Raw genomic sequence first — 22,468 nt, 5'->3', positions numbered from 1 at the left:
AGTCATCTTTAGATGACTACTGTTCTTTATTGAAATTGATGACGATGTTTTGCGTTACGATTTGTTGTGCATACGTTAATAGCTCGTCATTAATATATATCTTAGCCTGTTGTGAATTACCTAAGCGAATGCGAACATAATTTTCAGAAGTTGCATCGAATTCTACTACTTCTCCTGCATTATAGACGCGAGTATCTGCTAATAATTCCTGCTGCTGTTGATTACGAATACCGACGAATGTAGGACCTGACACTTCAATACGTATTTTAAGTGTGTCTGTACCTGTTAACGTATAAGAAGTTGTAGCTCTATCCGATTCTATAGTACCCGCTGAAATCGATTGCTTAACCTCTTCAGTTTGGTCTTCATCAGGTGTTTCTTCTTTTGTTGAATCCTTAGAATCTGCTGAATCTTTTTTGTCCTTTTCAGCTTTTTTCTCAGCGTCTGCTTTTTCTTTTTCACTATCAATTGGTTTTACTTTTGAATCATATTCTATTTCTGAAGGCGTATCGTTCTCACCGCCTGTTCCTGGGCTATTTTTAGATTGCACTAAAACCCAGATTACAACAATGATGACAATGATAAATAAACCAACAATTATTTTCGGCATTGCCTCCATCATTTTATTGGAAGGGCCCTTTGAAACTTTTCTTCTACTTGGGCTATTCGTAATAGATTGGCTGACCTGATCGTTCGGCGTACTTGGCAGCTCACTTTTATAGGTTTCTAAAAGTTCTTCTGCGTTTAAACCAACAGCATCTGCATATTGTTTAATGAAGGCTCGTACATAAAACGAACCAGGCATAATCGAATAATTACCCTCTTCAATTCCTACTAAATAACGCTTTTGAATTTTTGTTATTTCTTGTAAATCGTCTAAGCTGTAGCCTTTAGACAGCCTCGCCTCTTTTAGTCGAGTCCCTAATTCTGCCACTCATAACACCTACTTTAATATCAAATTAAAAATTAAATCCTCCAAAAGAATCGGATTCGGACATCATATGATTTTTTTCCATTATTTCATAAGTGATTTCTTCATCTGGGTGATGACGTAGTTCAATGATATAATCAAAATCCTCTATCTTATATTCTGAGTGCTGAACAAACATGTCTGGATGCTCTACCACCTTAATGGAAGGCATATTCATCATTTCACGCACTAGTTGTAAATGTCGTTCATCCGAAGATCGACGTGTCACAATGCCATCTAATATAAAAATATTATTGTCACTAAATTCATCACCAGCGAGTTTATTCCGGACAGTTTGCTTAATCATTGTTGACGACAAAAAAATCCACTTTTTATTAGCACATACGCTTGCCGCAACAATCGATTCAGTTTTTCCAACACGAGGCATACCGCGTATTCCTATGAGCTTATGCCCCTCTTTTTTAAAAAGTTCAGCCATAAAGTCAACCAAGATACCGAGTTCATCTCGCACGAAACGGAAAGTATTTTTTTCATCTGCATCTCGAGGAATATAATGACCGTGCCTAATGGCTAAACGATCACGGAGTTTGGGTTGTCGAAATTTGGTTACGTTAATATGTTCCATTGTCGAAACAATTGTACGAAAACGCTCAATTGCCTCATCATTGTCTGTATGCACTAACATACCACGTCGATCCTCATCGACACCATTAATTGAAATAATATTGACACGAAGCATCCCTAAAAGTGAAGCAATATCTCCTAATAATCCAGGGCGATTCACCTGAATTTCATATTCAAAGTACCAATCGCTCAAACACACTCGTTCCCTTCCTATTAGTTAACGTAAAAAATCCTTTATAAGTTCCATCATAGCTGATTTTTTATGTAATGGAAAGTTAGAATACATGGAAATACCTCGTTATTTTTAAAAACTTCCTATTTTTTTTAAAAGCCAGCCAAATAGGCTTACATACGTTCCCTTTTCGATAGAAAGAATGTTTTTGATATAGAAAAAAGAGGAGAAAGCTCTCCTCTTTTTTACTGTACATGCTTATTTTGCACAAGTTTAATGACACAATTCGCCAGCGCTTCTTTTTCATCTTCAGAGGCAACGCCCCATAAATCCGACAGCACTCGCTCTTGTTCGTTTTTAGGGTCGACATTTGTCGCCAAATATTCGCCAATTTGTACAGCTGCTTGCTGAATCATTTTCTTTGGCATACCAGTTGATTCTGCCTGCATAACATTTTGTCCTAAAAACGATGTCCATTTTTGCCAGTTTTCTAAAATGGTCATATGTTCCTCCTCCTTTACACATGTAGTATGTGCAAAAAAGAATATTATATGTACCAGCCACCATTTAAACGAATTATTTGTCCTGTGACATAATCTGCTTTTCCGGAAAGATAGAAACGCACCATCTCAGCCACATCTGTGGTTTCGCCAATAGTACCTAACGGAATGTCTTCTAAAATGTAATTGAGTTCCTCTTTACTTAAATGACTATTCATTGAAGTGTTAATAAATCCTGGAGCAATTGCATTCACTCGAATTCGTGACAATGCAGCTTCCTTGGCATAGGATTTCACAAAAGCGTGTTGAGCACCCTTTACCGTAGCATAAAGTGCTTCACCAGCTGAGCCTGCCTCACCCCAAATTGAGCCGATAAAAAGCACATAGCTGACATCATGAGCTCGAAGCTTGGATGAAAGTAATGCTGTCAAACGCATAGGATTTTGCACATGGACACGCCATAAAGCATCCATATCTTCAACTGTCGTATCTTCAAGGAGAGAATAATGTGCCTGACCACTTGAAAAAACAATTGCCTGCACATTAAAAACTTGTGAAGCAACTGACTCAGCACCCGTTTCTTTTGAAAAATCTCCTTGCACAAGCATAAATTCCTGTGCAGGAAAATTTTTTGATAGGGAAGCATATAAATCCTGTGCAGCCTTCTCGTTATTCGAATAATGGACATAGATAGACCAACCGTCTGCAGCTAGACTTTGACATATAGCACGGCCAATCTCCCCTGATGCTCCTAGTACAAGGGCAAATTTTTTCACTGTGTGCCCTTCTCTGTCGGTAAGATTTTGAAAACAGTTTGTTGAGATTCACCTTGAATCGAAGTAAATGCTTTTTTCAAATCTTCTATCGTCAGTTCCTCTAATACAGGCACTACATCGAATAAATTCATGTCATTAAACGAATAGCGTGTAAATTGGTTAGCGATAAATTCAATGGAATTCAATGCACGTAAGAAGAATCCAATTTTCTTACGTTTTACTCGTTCTAAATCTGTAGGCTCAAATTGTCCCTTCCCATCATACTTGGCTAATTCTTCCTTAATTGCTTTCTCCAATGTAGCTGGTTCTGTTGTATCAGAGCCAATCATAGCAAAGCCAAAGCCCTTTTCTAATGTAAAATCAAAGGCATAGGTCTCATCAATTAAACCTTCATCATAAACACGTTCATAAAAGCTTGAGGTACGGCCAAAAATAAGCTCTAGCGCAATTTGGACAGATAGCTCATGCTTTAACATATCACGTCCAGAAAGATTTGTATCTTTTGCTTTTAAACCTATATACATTTTCGGCTTCTGTACATCCATATTCAATGTACGTTCTTTTATCGCCACTTCAACTGGCTCTTGATCAAAAAAGCGTTGAATAGGTGTTGGCTCAGGAAATTCTTTGTTAGTTTGATTTTCTCGAATAAATGCTATCATCTCATTCGGATCTACAGCCCCAATAACAAATAAAAGCATGTTAGCTGGGTGATAGAAAGTGTTGTAACACGTATATAAATGATCAGCTGTAATACCATCAATTGACTCTATCGTACCAGCAATATCAATTTTTACTGGGTGTGTATGATACATATTTTCAATTGTACCAAAATATAGACGCCAATCTGGCTGATCATCATACATGGTAATTTCCTGTCCAATTATACCCTTTTCCTTATTGACTGTTGCTTCAGTAAAATAAGGCTCTTGCACAAAATTTAGTAACGTTTCTGTGCTTTTATAAATATTGTCTGTAGATGAAAATAAATAAGCAGTCCGTGTAAATGACGTAAAAGCATTGGCAGAGGCACCAAATTCGCTAAATTTTTGGAAGACATCTCCATCTTCTTTTTCAAACATTTTATGCTCTAAAAAGTGGGCAATGCCATCAGGTACTGTAATGCTTTCTGTTTCACCAATCGGCACAAATGTACGATCAACAGAGCCATACTTCGTGGTGAAAGTAACAAATGTTTTAGAAAATCCTTTTTTTGGTAAAATATAAACATCTAGACCGTTTTCAAGTTTTTCATAGTAAAGAGTTTCATCTAATTGCTTGAATTCAATTGTTTTCATTGTGCGGCTTGCTCCTTCCCACATAAGAAATAGACCGCTTCTAGCTGTACTTGCTTTGCCACTTCAACAACATCTTCCTTCGTCACAGCTTTCCACTTATTTGCCCAGGTTTCAACAGAGAACTTCTCGGGTAAATCTTTGTATTGGTCAAAAATTTCTATTTGTCCTCGGGCAGAATCCAATGATTCCTTTAATTGGTTCGTCAACATAGCTTTTGTTTGCTCTAATTCCAAATCTGTAATTTCGCCTGCTTGCATAACAGCAAGTTGTTCTTTAATGAGTGATAAGGCTTTTTCTTCATTCTTTGGTTCAATTCCAGATACAACAAACACTAAGCCATAATGGGATGCATAAGAACTAGATGCATAATAAGCGAGACTTTCCTTTTCACGGACATTCATGAATAATTTAGCATGTGGATAACCGCCAAAGATGCCGTTAAAGATTTGCATTTTTGCAAAATCTGCATCACCAAATCTTACAGGTGTACTAAAGCCAATATGCATTTTTCCTTGCTTCATTTCTTGTTGTTCACGAACATAATCATTTTGCGGATGTTGCTGTGGTAGTACAACAGGAATTTCTTCTGGCGTACGATCCGTAAATGGTAGCGCTTTTTTCAGCTTCGCCACAATTTCGTCTTCATTTATATCCCCTGCAACATAAATGTCAATTTTATCATTGGCAAGCATGGATTGGTATGCTTCCAGTAATGAAGTAGGTGAAATTTTTTGAATGTCCTCGACAGTGCCGTTAGCAGAAATAGAGGCCGGTTCATTTGGACGTAAAATTTGCTGAAGGCGAACCTGAGCAAAACGGGATTTATCGTCGAAGATGGATTCAATACGCTGAATGACCATTTTCTTTTCTCGTTCTACAATGGAATCTTTAAATACACCATTTTCTAAATTAGGTTCAAATATTGCTGTGTGTATAATACCTAGCACTTCATTTAAAACACTTGTATTGGCTAAATATTGATCATTTACAGTCTCTATATTCATTAGTACTGTATGCTCATTACCACGTTTGGAAGTGTCAAAATACAACACAGTACCATATAAATCATCCAAAAAGCTTCGGAATGCAGCAGTCGTTGTATATTTGCCGTTACTATGTTGCAAAACATTTGTTAATACAGTACGTTCAGATGCATTTTGAGCCGTTAATGCTCTTCTCCATTTAATTGAAAAATTTACGGTTTTAAATTGGGTTGTTTGTCGGATATGCAAGTTGACACCTTTTGCAAAAGGTATTGTTTTAAACATATGGAACCCTCCTATCCTTCTTAATATAACAATGTACTACACATACTATACATGGCTATTGTCTATAATTGCAAAAAGAATCCAAAGTATGTATTTAAAAAGTGTAAAATTACATTCGCACGATGATGCAACATCTCTATTTTCCTAAACATCTAAGATATGTACAAGGAAAAAGACTGAGCATTTTCGCTCAGTCTTTAATGTTAAGCTACCTACTTATTTAACGTTTACCTTTAATATAAGGCTGTCCACTAGCTTTTGGTGCACTTGCTTTACCGATAAAGCCTGCTAATGCAAGGATTGTTAGGACATAAGGTAAAATTTGTAGGTATACTGCCGGAATCTCTTGGATATATGGCATTTGGTTCCCTGCAATACTTAACGTTTGCGCTAATCCAAAGAATAATGCTGCGCCAAGTGCGCCAATTGGATGCCACTTCCCGAAAATCATTGCTGCAATCGCCATGAAACCTTGCCCAGCAATAGTTGCATGTGAAAAATCGTGTGTAATTGTTTGCGCATAGACAGCTCCACCTAGACCACCAAGGGCTCCCGAGATCACAACTGCAATATAGCGCATTTTATTAACATTTATCCCCATTGTATCTGCTGCCATTGGGTGCTCACCGACTGCGCGAAGACGTAAACCAAATGGCGTTTTATAGATGATAAACCATGCGCCAATTGCTACAGCAAAAGCTAATATGGAAGTACTATAAACTTCTTTGAATAACAAAGGACCCACAAATGGAATATCCTCTAAATAAGGGATTCCGAAACGGCGAATAGGTTGGTCAATCATATCTGTTTGACCTTTATCATAAATCATTTTTACTAAAAACACTGTTGCAGCCAAACCTAGTAAGTTGATGGCTACCCCTGATACCGTTTGATCCGCACGGAAGGAGATTGAGGCAACAGCATGGAAAAGTGAGAAGATACCTCCTACAACGATAGCTGCAAGCATTGCCACCCAAATAGTGGCTGCACCGAATGTTGAAGCAAATTCTAAATTGACAAAAATACCAACAAAGGCCCCGACTATCATTAAACCTTCTAGCCCGATGTTAACAACACCAGAGCGTTCAGAGAAAACACCACCGATGGCCGTAAAGATTAATGGTGTTGCATAAAGAATCGCAGAAGGGATGATAAAATATAACATTTCTAATAAGGTCATGTTATTGCCCCTCCTTTTTCTTACTCAACTTTTGTAATCCAACTCGAATAATGTAGCCTGAAGCTACAAAGAAAATAATTAACGCGATAATAATAGAGACAATTTCCTCAGGGATACCTGCAGCGTTTGGCATATTTAACGCACCATATTTAAGTGAACCGAATAATGAGGCTCCAAATACAACCCCTAGTGGCGTATTCGCCCCAAGCAAGGCAACAGCAATACCATCGAAACCTATACCAGTAAAGCCTGGTTTAATAGAAGCATTTTGGAAAGTACCCAGTGCCTCCATCGCACCACCAAGACCAGCAAACATACCTGAAATCGTCATTGCTAATATAATATTTTTATTGACACTCATACCCGCATATTCAGCAGCATTTTTATTGAATCCAACTGCTTTTAGCTCGTACCCACGTGTTGTTTTTTCTAAAATAAACCACATCACGACTACCATTAAAAGTGCAACAATGATCCCATAGTGTAGACTTGAATTGTCTGTAAGCTCTCTTAAAAACGGAGAACGTAATGAAGCTGATTCATGAATACGTTCTGTTTTAAAGCTCCCGTCCGACAATCTTTTAATCACCGCGTTCGCAATATAAAGTGCAGTGTAGTTTAACATAATTGTCGCAATTACTTCGTGAACTTTAAATTTCGCTTTTAAGAAACCTGCAATAAAGGCCCAAAATGCACCTGCAACTGCTGCAGCAAGCAATGCTAATGGTAAGTGAATGATTTTAGGTAATTGAAATGCATATCCTACCCATGCGGCAGCAAGCCAACCTAAAATTAACTGACCTTCAACACCAATATTGAATAAACCTGTGCGGAAGGCAAATGCTACAGCAAGACCTGCCAAAAGATACGGTGTTATTTGACGGATTGTGTTCCCGATTGAATATGAATCCCCAAAAATACCTGTCCAAAGAGCGATATAACCTTGTATTGGGTCATAGCCGCTGACTACCATTACGATAGCTCCAACAATTAAACCGATAATAATAGAGATGACAGGAACGAGTATATTAATGACACGATTTGACATTAGTCGTTCCCCTCCTTCGTATGATTCTTTTTACTTTGACCTGCCATTAATAAGCCAAGCTCTTGTTCTGTAGTTTCTTTTGGATTTAATTCATCTACAATCTGTCCTTCATAAATAACAGCAATACGGTCTGAAACATTCATAACTTCATCTAATTCAAATGAAATTAACAGAACCGCTTTTCCTTTATCACGTTGTTCTATTAGGCGAGAGTGAATAAATTCGATTGCCCCTACATCTAGCCCACGCGTTGGTAATGCCGCGATTAATAAATCTGGATCACGATCAATTTCACGACCAATAATCGCTTTTTGCTGATTACCACCAGAAAGTGCACGAGCTGGCGTCATTTCACCATTACCTGTACGCACATCATACTCTTTAATAACCTGTTGCGCTTTTTCAGATACCTTTTTGTAATCCATAACAAAGCCCTTTGCAATTGGAGGCTGGTAATAGGTTTGTAAGGCAATATTATGCCCAATTGGGAAATCTAACACTAAACCATGCTTATGACGGTCTTGAGGGATATGCCCAACACCCGCCTCTGTAATTTTTCGAGGCTTCATATTCGTTATATCTTTACCATTTAATTTCACAGAGCCACTTTTGATTTTACGCAGACCTGTAATGGCTTCGATTAATTCGGACTGTCCATTGCCATCAATACCTGCAATACCAACGATTTCACCCTTATGAACCTTTAAGTTAAGCCCTTTTACTTTATCAATATTACGGTAGTCTGTAACGACCACATTTTCAATGGAAAGTACTTCTTTTGTAGGAGTAGCCTCTGTTTTCACTGTTTTAAATTCTACATGACGACCAACCATCATCTCTGCTAGTTGTTCTGGGTTTGTTTCTTTTGTAACAACAGTTCCGATGCCTTCACCCTTGCGGATAATCGTTACACGATCAGAAACTTCCATAATCTCTTTTAGCTTATGGGTAATTAAAATAATAGATTTTCCCTCTGCAATTAAACGACGCATAATCTGTATTAATTCAGTAATTTCTTGAGGCGTTAAAGATGCGGTAGGTTCATCAAAGATTAAAATTTCTGCTCCTCGATATAAAGTTTTTAAGATTTCAACCCGCTGTTGCATCCCAACCGTTATATCCTCAATTTTCGCATAGGGATCAACATCTAGGCCATATTTTTCTGAAAGAGCCTGTACACTTTTAGCTGCATCCTTAATGTTAACAATCCCCAATTTAGTTGGTTCAGTACCTAAAATAATGTTCTCTGTTACTGTAAAGTTTTCCACTAACATAAAGTGCTGATGCACCATACCAATACCTAAATCATTGGCAACATTCGGGTTTGTAATTTTAACAGCCTTCCCACGAACTCGAATTTCGCCTCCCTCTGGTTGATACAAACCAAAAAGGACGTTCATTAAAGTCGACTTACCTGCACCGTTTTCGCCTAGCAATGCATGGATTTCGCCTTTTTTCAGTTGGAGGGTGATATTATTATTCGCCACGAAATCGCCGAATTCTTTACGGATCCCTAGCATCTCAATCACATGTTCCAATTTAGTCACTCCCTTAATAGGCACTTTTGTAAATAATTTCGCTATGGCGTATTCGTATCTGCCGCTTAGACTTTAGATACAGATAAGCAATACGTCCAGTTTTTGAAATGATATGAAGACTTGTATTAACTATAATATTAGCTATATATTACTGTCATTGTAATGTTAACCAATATTTCTATCTTCGCTCAGTGGGCAATAGGTTTGACAAATTAACAAAAAATTCGCTCATATTTTGTCCTGTCAATAGAGGTCAGTATTTTTCTGAATGAAGATCAAATTCGCCTTGGCGTAATTGTAGCTGCCGCTGCCGCTTTGCTTTCGTTACAGATAAACAATGCGTCCAGATTTTGAATTGTGCCAGCACAATTCATTCCTTGAAAATCCGTGACATCCGCTGAAGGCTTTATCTTCATTCAGTAGGTTGTTTGGACATCCATTGAAAAGGGACCAAAACCGCATTCATCTCACCACCTGTAGAGGTAGGAGTTTTCTGCTGAATGAAGATAAATTAATACAGGAAAGGTCATCGTTAGAAACCTTTCTTCTATTAATTTGTTTCCATCAATTCTCATAAACTCGCGATAATATTATTGAAATATTAGCTCTATCTTAAAATAATCAAATAGTATAAATAGTCGAAATATAACGATAGATTGAAAAATCATCATAAGGGTCTGCTAAAAGTCCCTTATGATGATCAAGAGATGAATTATTTTTCCACTTTTTCTGGAACGACGATTTCACCGCTAGCAATTTTTTCTTTATATTCGTCAATTACTGCTTGTACATCCTCTGGAATTGCGCCACGAGAATCCGCAAGTTTTACACCATCTTCAGCTAAACCGTAAGTAAGTGTTTGACCACCTGGGAATTTACCGTTTTTCGCTTTATTAGAAATATCTACTACTGCTGTATTAACACCTTTTAACATAGAAGTTAACGTTACATTTGTTTTATCGTCTACTTTACCTTCGTCGTATTGGTCAGCATCTACACCGATTACCCATACATTTGCATTAGGATCTTTCGCTTTACGCTCTTTTGCTTCAGAGAAAACACCGTTACCAGTTGCGCCTGCAGCATGGAAAATAATATCTACACCTGAAGAGTACATGCTGTTCGCTGTAATTTTACCAAGATCCGCTTTATCAAATGCAGCAGTATATTTATCTTGGATTTCAATATCAGGATTTATTGCCTTTGCCCCTGCTATGAATCCAGCTTCAAAACGGTTAATAACTGGGATGTCAACGCCGCCTACAAAGCCAATTTTACCTGTTTTAGTCATTTTCGCAGCAGCAACACCTGCTAGGAAAGCACCTTCTTGCTCTTTGAACATAACATTTACTACATTGTCCGCTTCTACTTCTGCATCAATTAATGCGAAATGATTATCTGGGTTATCCGCAGCAACTGCTTCCACAGCATCAGCCATCATAAAGCCAATACCGAAAACTAAGTCAAAATTACGACGAATTAAGTTGTTTAAGTTTGTTTCATAGTCAGCATCTGTTTTTGATTGTAGGTAATCAAAACCACCTTCACCTCTAGAAAGGCCGTGTTCTTTACCATATGCTTTAACACCTTCCCATGCAGATTGGTTGAATGATTTATCATCCACGCCACCTACGTCCGTAACCATTGCTACTGAGAATGCTTCTTCGTTGTTATTTTCGCCTGATGATGCATTTTCATTTTCTTTTGCTGGTTTTTCTTCCTTCGCGCCACATGCACCAAGAATAGCACTCGCCGCTAAAACTGATGATAATACTAAGCCAAATTTACGTTTTTTCATTGTGTTAACCCCCCAAAGGTAATGTAATTAGCAGGAAAAAATATTTAGAAATGTTCTACACCCGTTTACGAACTACATGGAAGCTGAATTTATCAGCTCGGAAATAATTTTTTGAATAGAGCACTACTTGATCATGATCATCGTAATGCAATTGCTTTAATACTAAAAGAGCTGTTTCACGGCCACAATTTAAAATCGGTGACGCTTGCTCATGATACCCTACTGGATCTATATATGTTACAGCATAGGCCACATGAATTTTCCCAGATTGTTCAAGTGCAGAGAAGAGTGAAACCTCTTTTTTTTCTACAAAATCAGTTGGCAGAAAGCTAGCCGGTAATCTGTCTATACAATAAACTACAGGCTCCCCATCGGCTGTTCTGACACGTTCAATCGTGAGTATTTTATCTTCGTCATCGCATTGGAAGCGTTTTAAATCTTCCTCAGAAGGTATGTTTTCGGCCGCCTTTAAAAAGCGGGAACCGGGCTCCATACCAGCTGTCTCAATCATGGAAGAAATGCTCGATAAATGCTCGATGCCTGATGTAAACAACGGCTTAGGGTTGACAAACGTACCTACCCCATGTCGACGCACAATTACATTTTCCTCTTCCAACAGTCGAAGCGCCTCACGAAGTGTTGCTCGACTGACTCCTAGTGATTTAGATAATTCAAATTCTGAAGGCAATTTTTCATTTTCCTTGAAAACGCCTGTTTCAATGTCAGACTTTAAACGATCAATTACTTGAAGATAGAGATGACGATGATCTGCTTTAATAGTCACATATATCACCACCAATATCAGAGATCAGACATCTGATGTACAACATTCCTACTAATCGTTCATAAATATAACATTTTTGCAGACTGAAATCAATTACACCTTAGCGTAATTACGATCCGAATTTTGAATTGTATTTGTACATTCTAAACAACTTGCTAAATATTCAACAATAACCGCAATTATGTTGATTAATCGTATTGATGAACAAGTACTTGTCGGGGTTTACTTCCCTCTGAAGGGCCGACGATTCCTCGTTGTTCCATCTGATCGACAATGCGAGCGGCTCTCGAATAGCCAATTCGGAAGCGGCGTTGTAGCATGGAAACAGAAGCCGTCTGCATACTTACAACCAATTGCACAGCCTCATCAAATAATTCATCTGTTTCCTCAAGAATCGTATCCTCTTCTGTAGGAATCATTTCTTCCTGATACTGCGCTTTTTGCTGTTCTATAACAAAGCTTACAACTGACTCTACTTCCTGATCTGATAAAAAGGCACCTTGAACACGTTTTGGCTTTGAGGCACCAGCAGGTAAAAATAGCATATCCCCTCGACCTAATAATCGCTCAGCGCCACCCATATCTAATATCGTTCTGGAATCAATTGCGGAAGATACTGCAAAGGCAATACGGGAAGGAATATTTGCTTTTATGACACCTGTCAGTACATCCACACTTGGACGTTGAGTAGCAATAATTAAATGAATTCCAGCAGCACGTGCCATTTGCGCTAGACGAGTAATCGAATCCTCGACATCACTTGAGGCAACCATCATTAAATCCGCTAACTCATCCACAATCACAACAATATAAGGTAATTTTGGATGTTTTTCATCAGTTTGTTCATTAACCTTTTGGACATGATTATTATAGCCTTCGATATTACGTGTACCCGTATGTGAAAACAAATCATAGCGACGTTCCATTTCTGCAACGACTTTTTTTAATGCTTGAGATGCTTTTCGGGCATCCGTAACAACCGGGGCTAAAAGGTGAGGAATCCCATTATAAACATTCAATTCCACCATCTTTGGATCAATCATCATCAATTTGACCTCATGTGGTTTTGTACGCATTAGTATGGATACAACAATGCCATTTATACACACACTCTTACCACTACCAGTTGAGCCGGCAACAAGTAAATGTGGCATTTTATTAAGCTCGGCAAGTACAGCTTGTCCTGTAATGTCACGACCAAATGCAACTTGCAATAAAGCTTCTGGCTTCGCTCCATCCTTTGACTCTAATACTTCTCGTAATGTGACAATGGCTACCTCACTGTTCGGTACTTCAATACCAATTGCGGATTTTCCAGGAATAGGTGCTTCCATCCGTATATCCTTTGCAGCAAGCGCTAATGCAAGATCATCCTGAAGGTTTACAATTTTACTTACTTTTACGCCAATGTCTGGCAATATCTCGTATTTAGTTACTGCTGGTCCTAAATGAACTTGGGTAACTTTTGCCTTTACGCCAAAGCTTTGCAGCGTTTGTTCTAGTTTTTTTGCATTCGCCTGGATTACTGAATATTCACCACTTTGGTCATGTTGCGGTGGCAATTGTAATAAATTATAAGAGGGAAGTTGATAATCTGCATTTTCCACTGCATCAGCGCCTTGTATATGGACATCATCTACGATCTCTCCATGTTCAATACCCTCAACGTCATTACTCTCAAACACTTCTCGTTCCTGAGAAACATTTTGAGTAAAGGCTGAGATAATAGGTTCATGGGTAATTTCCTCTTCTTCTTGTATTTCATTAGTATGATCAACAGCAGGGATTTCTTCCATTGTGTCTCTTGTTGATCGGCGATTTTTAGGTTTCTTTGGTTCATTCTTTTTCTTCTCTTTTTGTTTTTTTTGCCATTTACCAAAAAGAGCAGGCGTTTTTTCAGCTAAATACGGCACAAGTGCTTTTCCCGTAACTAAAATTAACCCTATAAAGAAAATCACCCATGCAACAACCTTAGCCCCTGAAGCCTCAAACAAAACATGTAGCATACTAAATAGAAGGGCACCAATCATTCCTCCGCCAAGTGCATTACTTCGCTGAACAACACCCTCTGTATTAATTAAAATACGCCAGGATTCTCGCAATACAGATTCTGATAATAAACCACCTGATTTTGATAATTGTTCAAAAAGTATTCCATGACTAAAAATTGTTAAACTCATAACAATTAGGAACATTCCTAAAATTAGACGGTCATTCAAACTTACTTTTTTCCGACCAATCATTAGCAATAATGCAACAAATATAAGCATAAATGGCACAGCAAAATACAAATTTCCTACAAGAAACATTGCTATCGTTGTTAGAAAACGTCCAATCATGCCATATTCAAAAATGATAATAACGGCAATTGCAATTAAGATGAGTCCTAAAATTTCAAACATCAGCGGATGCATCTCTTTTTTTTCGGTTGTTCCTTTTCCTTTAGTGACTTTTCTTCTTTTACTAGTCGCCATCTATTTCACCCTCTTTTACAATCCATTCTATATATGAAATGAATCCTAGCATGTAGAACTTAATTATTTCAAAAAAAAGGATTTTCCACCGTGTACACTCGGCTAGAAAATCCTTTTTCATTCATTTCTCACTCAAAGCTTGAACGATGAGTTTTTTAATATTCCATAATGATTGGGATAATCATTGGGCGGCGCTTTGTTTTCTGGAATAAATAAGTGTTCAGTGTATCTCGAATTTCTTGTTTAATGTTTGTCCATTCAAATGTATCTTTACCAACATATTTTTCTATAACATTCTTTGCAATATCAGAAGCCTCCACCATTAGCTCCTCTGATTCCCGAACATAAACGAAACCGCGTGATAAAATTTCTGGTCCAGATGCAATTTTCTTTTGAGCACGGTTTAATGTGACAACTACAATGAAAATACCATCTTGTGATAATAATTTACGATCACGCAGAACAATGTTACCAACGTCGCCAACACCAATACCATCGATTAAAACATTACCAGCTTGTACACGCCCGCTCATACGCATTTTACCATTCTTGTACTCAACGATATCTCCTTTATCAGCAATAAAAATTTGGGATTTTTGCATACCCAGCTGTTGAGCAAGTTTAGAATGTGCAATCAGCATACGGTACTCCCCTTGTACAGGAATAAAGTATTTCGGCTGCATCAAGTTAAGCATTAGCTTTAAATCTTCTTGGCTTCCGTGACCTGATACATGAACATTTTTACTAGATGTCAAAATTTCAGCACCTGCTTTTGAAATAGAGTTCATGGTATTAGCCATCTGTACTTCCATTCCAGGTGAAGGTGTAAAAGTAATTAAGACTGTATCATCCTGCTTAATTTTAATGTCTCGATGATGCTTACGTACAATTTTTTCAAGTGCATCGAGCGGCTCTCCTCGATTACCAGTGGCAATTATAATAATCTCATCATCTTGATATTTATGCATTTCTGAAATAGGAATAATTGTTTCTTCTTCAACTGTTAAATAACCTAGCTGTACACCTAAATCCACAGCCTTTTCTAATGGTTTCCCAACAATGACAACTTTACGGAATGATTTTTGAGCTTGCGTAAACACTTGCTGAATGCGAATAAAATTCGATGCATACACAGCCACTAAAATACGACCTGGTGCTGAGTGGAATGTTTTTGATAATTGTTCCTCAATTACAATCTCAGATGTCGTATAACCTGGTCGCTCCGCTTCACATGACTCAGATAGCAAAATAAAAACGCCTTCTTCTCCTAAGTGTGCCATCTTAGCTAAATCAGGCTTAAATTTACCTGTTGCGGATTGATCGAATTTAAACTCACCTGTATGAACAATCGCTCCTTCAGATGTATGGAACACTACCCCTAACGAATCGGGAATACTATGTGTTGTATGGAAGAATGTTACATACGTTGAGTTAAAATTCATGCGACTGCGATTGGTAACCTCAAAGAATTTCACCTGATGTGGTGCAGGTAATTCCTTTAAATGTTCCTTGGCAAGTGCAATTGTTAGCTTCGATCCATACACAGGTGCTTTTACTTTTTGTAATACATAGGCAATCGAGCCAATCGCATCTTCATGGCCATGCGTTAAGAAAATGCCTTTCACACGTTCTTTATTTTCTTCTAAATACGTAATATCTGGAATTACAATATCAATGCCCAGCATTTCGTCTTCCGGGAACATTAAGCCGCTATCTACTACAAATAGCTCCTCATCAATTTCTACTACGTACATTGCTTTACCAATTTCGCCCACACCACCCAGTGGAATGATACGAATTAATTCATTTTTCTTTTTTGTCAATTTATTTCCTCCTAAAAGATATCCCGAACAGCAACCACTTAATTTTTATTATACGGTTTGCAAAGCTTTTGCACAAATTAAAAATACATGTTTCATGATGGAAACAAAAAATTTATTACAAATCCCTGTTGCTATTTGATGGAAGGAAAGGTAAAAGTCTAACATAGGTGAAGGTGTACAATTTTGACTACAAGATATAAAAACTATTTGATTTTAAAGTTGTCTGGGGACTATCTTCTAAAGCGGTTTTCTTTTCTACTTGTGGGATTTCTCCTACCTGAGCGGATAGTGCCTTTGACCGAGCGACTTTCTCCCTCACCTGAGCGGTTAATGCCTTTGACTGAGCGACTTTCTCTCTCACCTGAGCGGTTAATGCCTTTGACTGAGCGACTTTCTCTCTCACCTGAGCGGATAATGCCGTTGACTGAGCGACTTTCTCTCTTACCTGAGCGGTTAATGCCTTTACCTAAGCACTCCCAACTATGATGATAATTAAGAGGAGTAAATCCTTTAAAAAGTAAAAAGACTTTAGACAAATTTAAATTTGTCTAAAGTCTTTGATGTGCTTAAGTAAAGCTATTTAATTCTCTAAAGCCTCTCGCTTTTTCTTGATACGTATCCCAAATTCGATCAAAATTAGCTTTTTCCTCATCTGTCATCTCCATCATTGGTAAACGAACATTAAGTGTATCAAAGCCTAATTTTGTCATTGCATATTTGACAGGTGAAGGATTTGGTTGAGCAAATAGTGCACGTACTAGTGGCAGTAATGCTCGATGAATTTTGGCTGCTAGCTTGTGATTTCCTTCTTCAAACGCCTTAATCATTAATTGCATATCATTACCAACAACATGAGCAGCAACTGAAATAATACCTGCGCCGCCGATTGCTAGTAGTGGCAGTGTTAAACCATCATCACCACTATATACTAAGAAATTGTCATCTGCGTCGACATTCTCAATAATATCGCCCATTTGATCTAAATTACCGCTCGCCTCTTTTATCCAAGCGATATTTGGAATTTTACTTAATGCAACAGATGTTTCGTAAGCAACATTGACTCCAGTACGTCCAGGTACATTATAAAGCATAACAGGCAGACTTGTTTCTTTTGCAATGGTTTCAAAGTGTGCGAAAATACCTCGTTGGTTTGGCTTATTATAGTATGGTGCTACAAGCATAATACCGTCTGCACCATTTTCTTCAGCCTTATGTGTCATTGCAATGGAATAAGCTGTTTCGTTATCTCCTGTCCCTGCAATAACAGGTACACGCCCTGCCACTTTTTCAACGGTAAAACGGACAACTTCGATTTTTTCTTCTGTGGACATCGTTGGATTTTCAGAGGTTGTGCCACATGCAACAATACAATCTGTACCGTTGTTTATTAAGTGATTAATAATTCGTTCTAATTCTGGGTAATTTATCGTGCCATCCTCTTTGAACGGAGTAATCATAGCCGTTCCAATTCGACCTAAATTCATCCTTACACCCCTCTTATAGTAAGTTATCCTCAAGCATTGCTTCTGCAATTTGGATAGAGTTTAATGCAGCGCCTTTTAATAAATTATCGGAAACAATCCATAGGTGGAATCCTTTATTATTATCTAAATCTTGACGGATACGTCCTACAAAAGTAGCGTCTTCTCCTTCTGCATAAATTGGCATTGGGTAAGTTTGTGTTGTAATATCATCTTGTAAAACAATGCCAGGTGCATTGCGTAATACGTCAAAGATTTCTTGTACTGTTGTTTCTTTTTCTACTTCAATATAAACAGATTCAGAGTGTCCTGAAACGACTGGCACACGAACGCAAGTTGCAGCTACTTTTAGCTCTGGTGCATGCATAATCTTTTTCGTTTCATTAATCATTTTCATTTCTTCGTATGTAAATCCATTATCTGTGAATTTATCGATTTGTGGAATAACATTACGTGCAATTGGATAATGACGTTTATCACTACCAGAAGGTAAAATATTTGCTTCTACATTCTTACCTGCTTCCCAATTTGCGCTCTGTGTCTTTAATTCTTGAATAGCCGTAATACCTGCCCCTGAAACAGCTTGATACGTTGAAACAATCACTTTTGTTAGACCAAATGCATTGCGAATTGGCTCAAGTGTAGCAACCATTTGAATTGTAGAGCAGTTTGGATTAGCAATAATTCCTTTGTGCTTCGCTAAATCTTCTCTGTTTACTTCAGGTACAACTAATGGTACCTCTGGATCCATGCGGAAATGGCTCGTATTATCAATAACAACAGCACCACGTTTTGCAGCTTCGGGTGCTAATACAGCTGATACTGATCCACCAGCGGAGAATAAAGCGACATTGACGCCTTCAAAAGCTTCAGGTGTCGCTTCTTCTATTGTATATGTCTTCCCATTAAATTCGATTGGTTTTCCTGCTGAACGTGCAGAAGCTAAGAACTTTATAGCGCCAATCGGAAAATTTCGTTTAATTAGTTGCTCCATCATTTTTGTTCCTACTGCCCCTGTTGCCCCAACAACTGCAACTGTTAACTGCTTTGTCATCTATCATCTCTCCTTGAATACAAGTTCCATAATGTGTGCTATTGTATCACAAAAATACTGAAAATTGTGTGTAATTCCTGATTTATTTGAAATATTGTATCAACAGTGGTTGTAATTGCTTTTTTTGCGTAATTGCTTCATGGACAGTCGCAACCATTTGATCGAAATCAGCAATGAGTGAATTAGGTTTTGAATGTGGAGAATCCTGACCAAATGGAATAAAATAAATATTTTTAGCATTAAGCAGCTTCATAATATTGATACCATTTAAACCAAGTGCATCATTTGTTGAAATGCCTAAAATCACAGGTGAGCCGTTACGCAATGTTGCCTTCGCAGCCATTAGTACTGGACTATCTGTTGCAGCATTAGCAAATTTACTAATACTATTGCCAGTCATTGGTGCAATGACCATGGCATCTAAAGGATTAGATGGTCCAAAAGGTTCTGCCTCTTTAATAGAAGAAATAACTTTTTCGCCTGTCAATGCCTCAATTTTTGCAATCCATTCCTCACCAGTACCAAAACGTGTAGCTGCATGTAATACAGAATGAGTAATAATAGGGATAACAGTTGCTCCTACATCGATGAAATTCTGAATTTTAGGTATCACATCCTCATACGTACAGTGTGAGGCTGTAATACCTAAACCAATTCGTTTCCCCGTTAGCAATTTTCTTCCTCCTCTATTGCCTTGCACAATATTTCGGCAGCATCATGTGCAAAGTATTTCCCAGGTAATGATGGCAATAGTACATATGTTTGTAGTTGATCAGCATCTATATCTAAACAGCCTGGCTCCGAGGCTAAATCATATAAAACTGCTGGGACATGCTCTATAAATGACTCTGTAATCCACTTAGCTGGAATCGTATTAATAAAAATACTATTGTTAATGGACCATTTGCGATCATCTAAATTGGTTGCTTTGTAACCATATGCTTTTGCTTCACTCACTTGTACAACTGAACGCGCTACAATATGGACATTAGCACCCATCTTGACAAGTAAAGAAGCGAGCATTTTGGCGATGCGTCCAAATCCTGCGATTGTAAAGTTTTGTCCGTAAATACATTTCTGCTCGAGTCCATAAAACGTGGCAATAAATCCCTCTGCTGTCAATCTTGCATTTTGCCAAATAAAAGACTCTTGCTGTAAATAGCAATTTGTTTCATTTCTCTCTAGCAATTGCTTCCAATGCATTGTTAAACGCCCTGTATAAAACTTCACCTGAGAAATTCCATATAGTTGTTCCACTTCAATCTTTAATGGAAGTATAGGAAGAATAATTTTATTTGGCTGGAATTCTAAAACTAGTTTATTTAATTCTTCATTCCATACAGATGTTCTTTTATAAAATACCGTTCTCGATGGGCTTCTTAACATTGTCGCTAATTCCTTTAATCGTGAGTCTTCACCGATAACAAGCCACTTTTCGTTTTCCAAAAGCTCACCTCACTGTAAAAATTCTGACTGTACCGTCGTTGTTTTGTTAAATAAAATTCGATCTTCTCCAATTAATATAATTTCATGCCAAGGTATCATTTCACTAACTTTTACTTTCTTTTTTTGGAATGGTAATTTATCTTTGACAATCTCAAAACCATGTATCTTTCCTGTTTGCACATCTAATAGACATTCCGTATGTGCTAATATGCCAAAGTGTACACCACCCTCAACTTGAATTAACTCCTTATCCACCATCTCCGATAGTAGCATCCCTCATCTCCCTCCTTGAACCGTTACCCCAATATATGCCGAGTTTTTGCAAATCGTGCCCCTACCTTAAGTAGGAATATGTTGCATTTCACCAAGATGCTGTATATACTGTATATATACAGTTTAGTGAGGTGAGAAATTTGTGCATATTCATTTAAGCAATGCCAGTGATAAACCCATCTATGAGCAAATTACCATACAGCTAAAGGAAGCAATTTTAGCAAATAAATTACAGGCTGGTGATGCACTCCCCTCTATCCGTGCACTTGCAAAGGATTTAAAGATAAGTGTGATGACAACCAAACGTGCTTATGCTGATTTAGAGCGAGATGGCTTTATCGAAACCGTCGCTGGAAAAGGGAGCTTTGTCACAGAACGAAATCAAGATTTTCTACGCGAAGAATTATTGCGTCAAGTTGAGGAGCATATGCAAAAAGCAATCAAAACTGCTAAAACGGCTGGACTAACAAATGAGGAGCTACAGGAATTATTAACAATGATTTTAGAGGAGGGCAACTAAATGAATGCGATTGAAATTCATGATTTACATAAAAGCTTTGAAGGGTTTTCCCTTAAAGATGTAAGCTTTTCTGTACCCCAAGGCACAGTGATGGGATTTGTCGGAGAAAACGGTGCCGGAAAATCAACAACGATAAAATGCATGCTCAATTTATTAAAAAAGGAATATGGCGAAATTTTACTATTTGGCAAGGATATTGTCGAACATGAATTATCGATAAAAAACGACATCGGTGTAGTTTTTGACGATTTACACATACCTGAAACGCTTAATGCGACGCAGCTCGACAAATTTATGAAAAAAGTATTTAAAACGTGGGATTCAAGCTATTATTTTGAGCGATTGAGACAATTTAAAGTTCCTGAGAAGAAGAGGATAAAAGAATTATCGCGAGGTATGAGGATGAAGCTGTCTATTGCATTGGCACTGGCACATCATCCAAAGCTGCTAATTTTAGATGAACCAACAAGTGGGCTAGATCCGATTATTCGTGATGAAATTCTCGATTTATTTTTAGCATTTATGCAGGATGAAACACACAGCATTTTATTTTCTTCCCATATAACAAGTGATTTAGAAAAGATTGCAGACTATATTACTTTTATCCATAATGGTGAGGTTTTATTTAGTGAGGGCAAGGATGTATTACTCTATGAGTATGGAATATTTAAAGGTAGTGAAGAGGAAATAAGTGCCATACCCGAGCATGCCATTTTAAGAAAACGTAATGGAGCTTTTGGTGTAGAAGCATTAGTGCAAAAAAGTGAAGTAAACGAAGTGTTTTCTTTTGAAAAGCCATCTATTGAAGACATTATGCTATTTTATGTGAAAGGTAGTGTATGAGCATGGTAGGTCTTATATTAAAAGATTTAATGACGATTCAGCGTCAAATAAAAACACAAGCCTTTTTGTTGATTTTCTTCCTATTTATGTCATTCATTGTACAACAAGGTTCAATGCTCTTTTCACTTGTTATAATTTTGGTGACTTTTCAGGCGATAACTGCTATTACCTATGATGAACAAAGTGGCTGGGATAAATATGCTAATACTTTACCTATTTCAAAAGGGGACATCGTACTTAGTAAATATATACTTAGTATCCTTCTTATGATTATGGGGCTTATTTTTGCACTACCGATTGTATGGATTATTCTTCGTTTTACGCCGAATAACTTGGCACCAGAAGAATTTTTTCTAACATTTAATCTAATAGTGACATTAGCCATTTGTATACTAGCGATATTGTTACCCATCTACATTAAATTTGGTTCCATTAAAGGAAAAATGGTTCTTATTGCGATCTGCTTCATCCCAGGTTTTTTATTTGGCCTCATTAACAAGCAATCATCCGATATGTTTTTTGTTTTAACAAACATTAAACAATTTATGTTTTTGGCACCTATTGCTGGACTTCTAATCCTATGGCTATCCTCTTTAATCTCAACAGCCATTTATAAACAAAAAGAATTTTAAAGGAG

General features: G+C 37.6%; 23 protein-coding genes. 3 read left to right on the top strand and 20 right to left on the bottom strand.

What is annotated here, in order from left to right:
* Positions 1-16: 16 nt before the first annotated feature.
* The 20 genes from B2R82_RS16060 to B2R82_RS15965 all read right to left on the bottom strand — a co-directional run bounded on the left by B2R82_RS16060 (position 17) and on the right by B2R82_RS15965 (position 20,468).
* Positions 17-934 carry a helix-turn-helix domain-containing protein gene (locus B2R82_RS16060; protein ID WP_286925884.1) on the bottom strand — a complete coding sequence of 306 codons (918 nt, stop codon included), beginning with the start codon at positions 932-934 and terminating at the stop codon, positions 17-19.
* A gap of 25 nt (positions 935-959) precedes the next feature.
* Complete coding sequence (locus tag B2R82_RS16055) at positions 960-1,748, bottom strand: DUF3388 domain-containing protein (RefSeq protein ID WP_283871221.1); 789 nt, start codon at positions 1,746-1,748, stop codon at positions 960-962.
* 224 nt (positions 1,749-1,972) lie between these two features.
* The gene (locus B2R82_RS16050; protein WP_054770649.1) at positions 1,973-2,230 is read right to left on the bottom strand and encodes a DUF3243 domain-containing protein; all 258 of its coding nucleotides are present in this window, start codon (positions 2,228-2,230) and stop codon (positions 1,973-1,975) included.
* Between the two features lie 44 nt (positions 2,231-2,274).
* Complete coding sequence (gene ymfI / locus B2R82_RS16045) at positions 2,275-3,003, bottom strand: elongation factor P 5-aminopentanone reductase (RefSeq protein ID WP_286925883.1); 729 nt, start codon at positions 3,001-3,003, stop codon at positions 2,275-2,277.
* Positions 3,000-4,301 (bottom strand): EF-P 5-aminopentanol modification-associated protein YfmH, encoded by a 1,302-nt coding sequence (gene yfmH / locus B2R82_RS16040; protein ID WP_286925882.1) that lies wholly within the window; start codon positions 4,299-4,301, stop codon positions 3,000-3,002. Before yfmH ends, ymfI begins: the two co-directional genes overlap by 4 nt.
* The gene (gene yfmF / locus B2R82_RS16035) at positions 4,298-5,569 is read right to left on the bottom strand and encodes an EF-P 5-aminopentanol modification-associated protein YfmF (RefSeq protein WP_286925881.1); all 1,272 of its coding nucleotides are present in this window, start codon (positions 5,567-5,569) and stop codon (positions 4,298-4,300) included. Before yfmF ends, yfmH begins: the two co-directional genes overlap by 4 nt.
* 220 nt (positions 5,570-5,789) lie before the next feature.
* Positions 5,790-6,749, bottom strand: a complete 960-nt coding sequence (locus tag B2R82_RS16030; protein WP_286925880.1) for an ABC transporter permease — start codon at positions 6,747-6,749, stop codon at positions 5,790-5,792.
* 1 nt (position 6,750) lies between these two features.
* A complete protein-coding gene (locus tag B2R82_RS16025; RefSeq protein ID WP_286925879.1) occupies positions 6,751-7,797 on the bottom strand; it encodes an ABC transporter permease in 1,047 nt (348 codons plus the stop codon).
* A complete protein-coding gene (locus B2R82_RS16020) occupies positions 7,797-9,335 on the bottom strand; it encodes an ABC transporter ATP-binding protein (RefSeq protein ID WP_286925878.1) in 1,539 nt (512 codons plus the stop codon). The genes B2R82_RS16025 and B2R82_RS16020 overlap by 1 nt, the downstream gene beginning before the upstream one ends.
* A 275-nt stretch (positions 9,336-9,610) precedes the next feature.
* On the bottom strand, positions 9,611-9,751 hold the full coding sequence (locus B2R82_RS16015) for a hypothetical protein (RefSeq protein ID WP_286925877.1): 141 nt from the start codon (positions 9,749-9,751) through the stop codon (positions 9,611-9,613).
* Positions 9,752-10,047: 296 nt separating this feature from the next.
* Positions 10,048-11,133, bottom strand: a complete 1,086-nt coding sequence (locus tag B2R82_RS16010; RefSeq protein ID WP_286925876.1) for a BMP family lipoprotein — start codon at positions 11,131-11,133, stop codon at positions 10,048-10,050.
* A 55-nt stretch (positions 11,134-11,188) separates the two neighbouring features.
* Positions 11,189-11,917, bottom strand: a complete 729-nt coding sequence (locus B2R82_RS16005) for a GntR family transcriptional regulator (protein WP_286925875.1) — start codon at positions 11,915-11,917, stop codon at positions 11,189-11,191.
* Between the two features lie 188 nt (positions 11,918-12,105).
* Positions 12,106-14,391: an FtsK/SpoIIIE family DNA translocase gene (locus tag B2R82_RS16000; RefSeq protein WP_286925874.1), complete on the bottom strand. Its 2,286-nt coding sequence runs from the start codon at positions 14,389-14,391 to the stop codon at positions 12,106-12,108.
* Positions 14,392-14,546: 155 nt separating this feature from the next.
* Positions 14,547-16,214, bottom strand: a complete 1,668-nt coding sequence (locus B2R82_RS15995; protein WP_286925873.1) for a ribonuclease J — start codon at positions 16,212-16,214, stop codon at positions 14,547-14,549.
* Between the two features lie 187 nt (positions 16,215-16,401).
* On the bottom strand, positions 16,402-16,617 hold the full coding sequence (locus B2R82_RS15990) for a hypothetical protein (RefSeq protein WP_286925872.1): 216 nt from the start codon (positions 16,615-16,617) through the stop codon (positions 16,402-16,404).
* Positions 16,618-16,780: 163 nt separating this feature from the next.
* Entirely contained in the window at positions 16,781-17,698 is a 918-nt protein-coding gene (dapA, locus tag B2R82_RS15985) for a 4-hydroxy-tetrahydrodipicolinate synthase (RefSeq protein WP_054770648.1), read from the bottom strand.
* 13 nt (positions 17,699-17,711) lie between these two features.
* Complete coding sequence (locus B2R82_RS15980) at positions 17,712-18,749, bottom strand: aspartate-semialdehyde dehydrogenase (RefSeq protein ID WP_286925871.1); 1,038 nt, start codon at positions 18,747-18,749, stop codon at positions 17,712-17,714.
* 82 nt (positions 18,750-18,831) lie between these two features.
* Positions 18,832-19,422, bottom strand: coding sequence for a dipicolinate synthase subunit B (locus B2R82_RS15975; RefSeq protein ID WP_286925870.1), 591 nt, complete (start codon positions 19,420-19,422; stop codon positions 18,832-18,834).
* Complete coding sequence (locus B2R82_RS15970) at positions 19,416-20,195, bottom strand: NAD(P)-dependent oxidoreductase (RefSeq protein ID WP_286925869.1); 780 nt, start codon at positions 20,193-20,195, stop codon at positions 19,416-19,418. Before B2R82_RS15970 ends, B2R82_RS15975 begins: the two co-directional genes overlap by 7 nt.
* Before the next feature lie 9 nt (positions 20,196-20,204).
* Positions 20,205-20,468 (bottom strand): sporulation protein, YlmC/YmxH family, encoded by a 264-nt coding sequence (locus B2R82_RS15965; protein WP_053594254.1) that lies wholly within the window; start codon positions 20,466-20,468, stop codon positions 20,205-20,207.
* A 142-nt stretch (positions 20,469-20,610) separates the two neighbouring features.
* On the opposite strand from B2R82_RS15965, the gene B2R82_RS15960 reads away from it, so the two are divergent.
* From B2R82_RS15960 to B2R82_RS15950, 3 genes are read left to right on the top strand one after another with little or no spacing between them, the layout of a single operon-like run.
* Entirely contained in the window at positions 20,611-20,988 is a 378-nt protein-coding gene (locus B2R82_RS15960) for a GntR family transcriptional regulator (protein WP_286925868.1), read from the top strand.
* Positions 20,989-21,831, top strand: a complete 843-nt coding sequence (locus B2R82_RS15955) for an ABC transporter ATP-binding protein (protein WP_286925867.1) — start codon at positions 20,989-20,991, stop codon at positions 21,829-21,831.
* The gene (locus B2R82_RS15950) at positions 21,828-22,463 is read left to right on the top strand and encodes an ABC-2 transporter permease (protein WP_286925866.1); all 636 of its coding nucleotides are present in this window, start codon (positions 21,828-21,830) and stop codon (positions 22,461-22,463) included. The genes B2R82_RS15955 and B2R82_RS15950 overlap by 4 nt, the downstream gene beginning before the upstream one ends.
* Positions 22,464-22,468 lie beyond the last annotated feature (5 nt).

The organism is Lysinibacillus sp. UBA6686 (assembly GCF_002455205.1).
Classification (GTDB): domain Bacteria; phylum Bacillota; class Bacilli; order Bacillales_A; family Planococcaceae; genus Lysinibacillus; species Lysinibacillus pakistanensis.
Note: the sequence above shows the minus strand (reverse complement) of the source record. Positions and strands in the feature narration are given on the sequence as shown.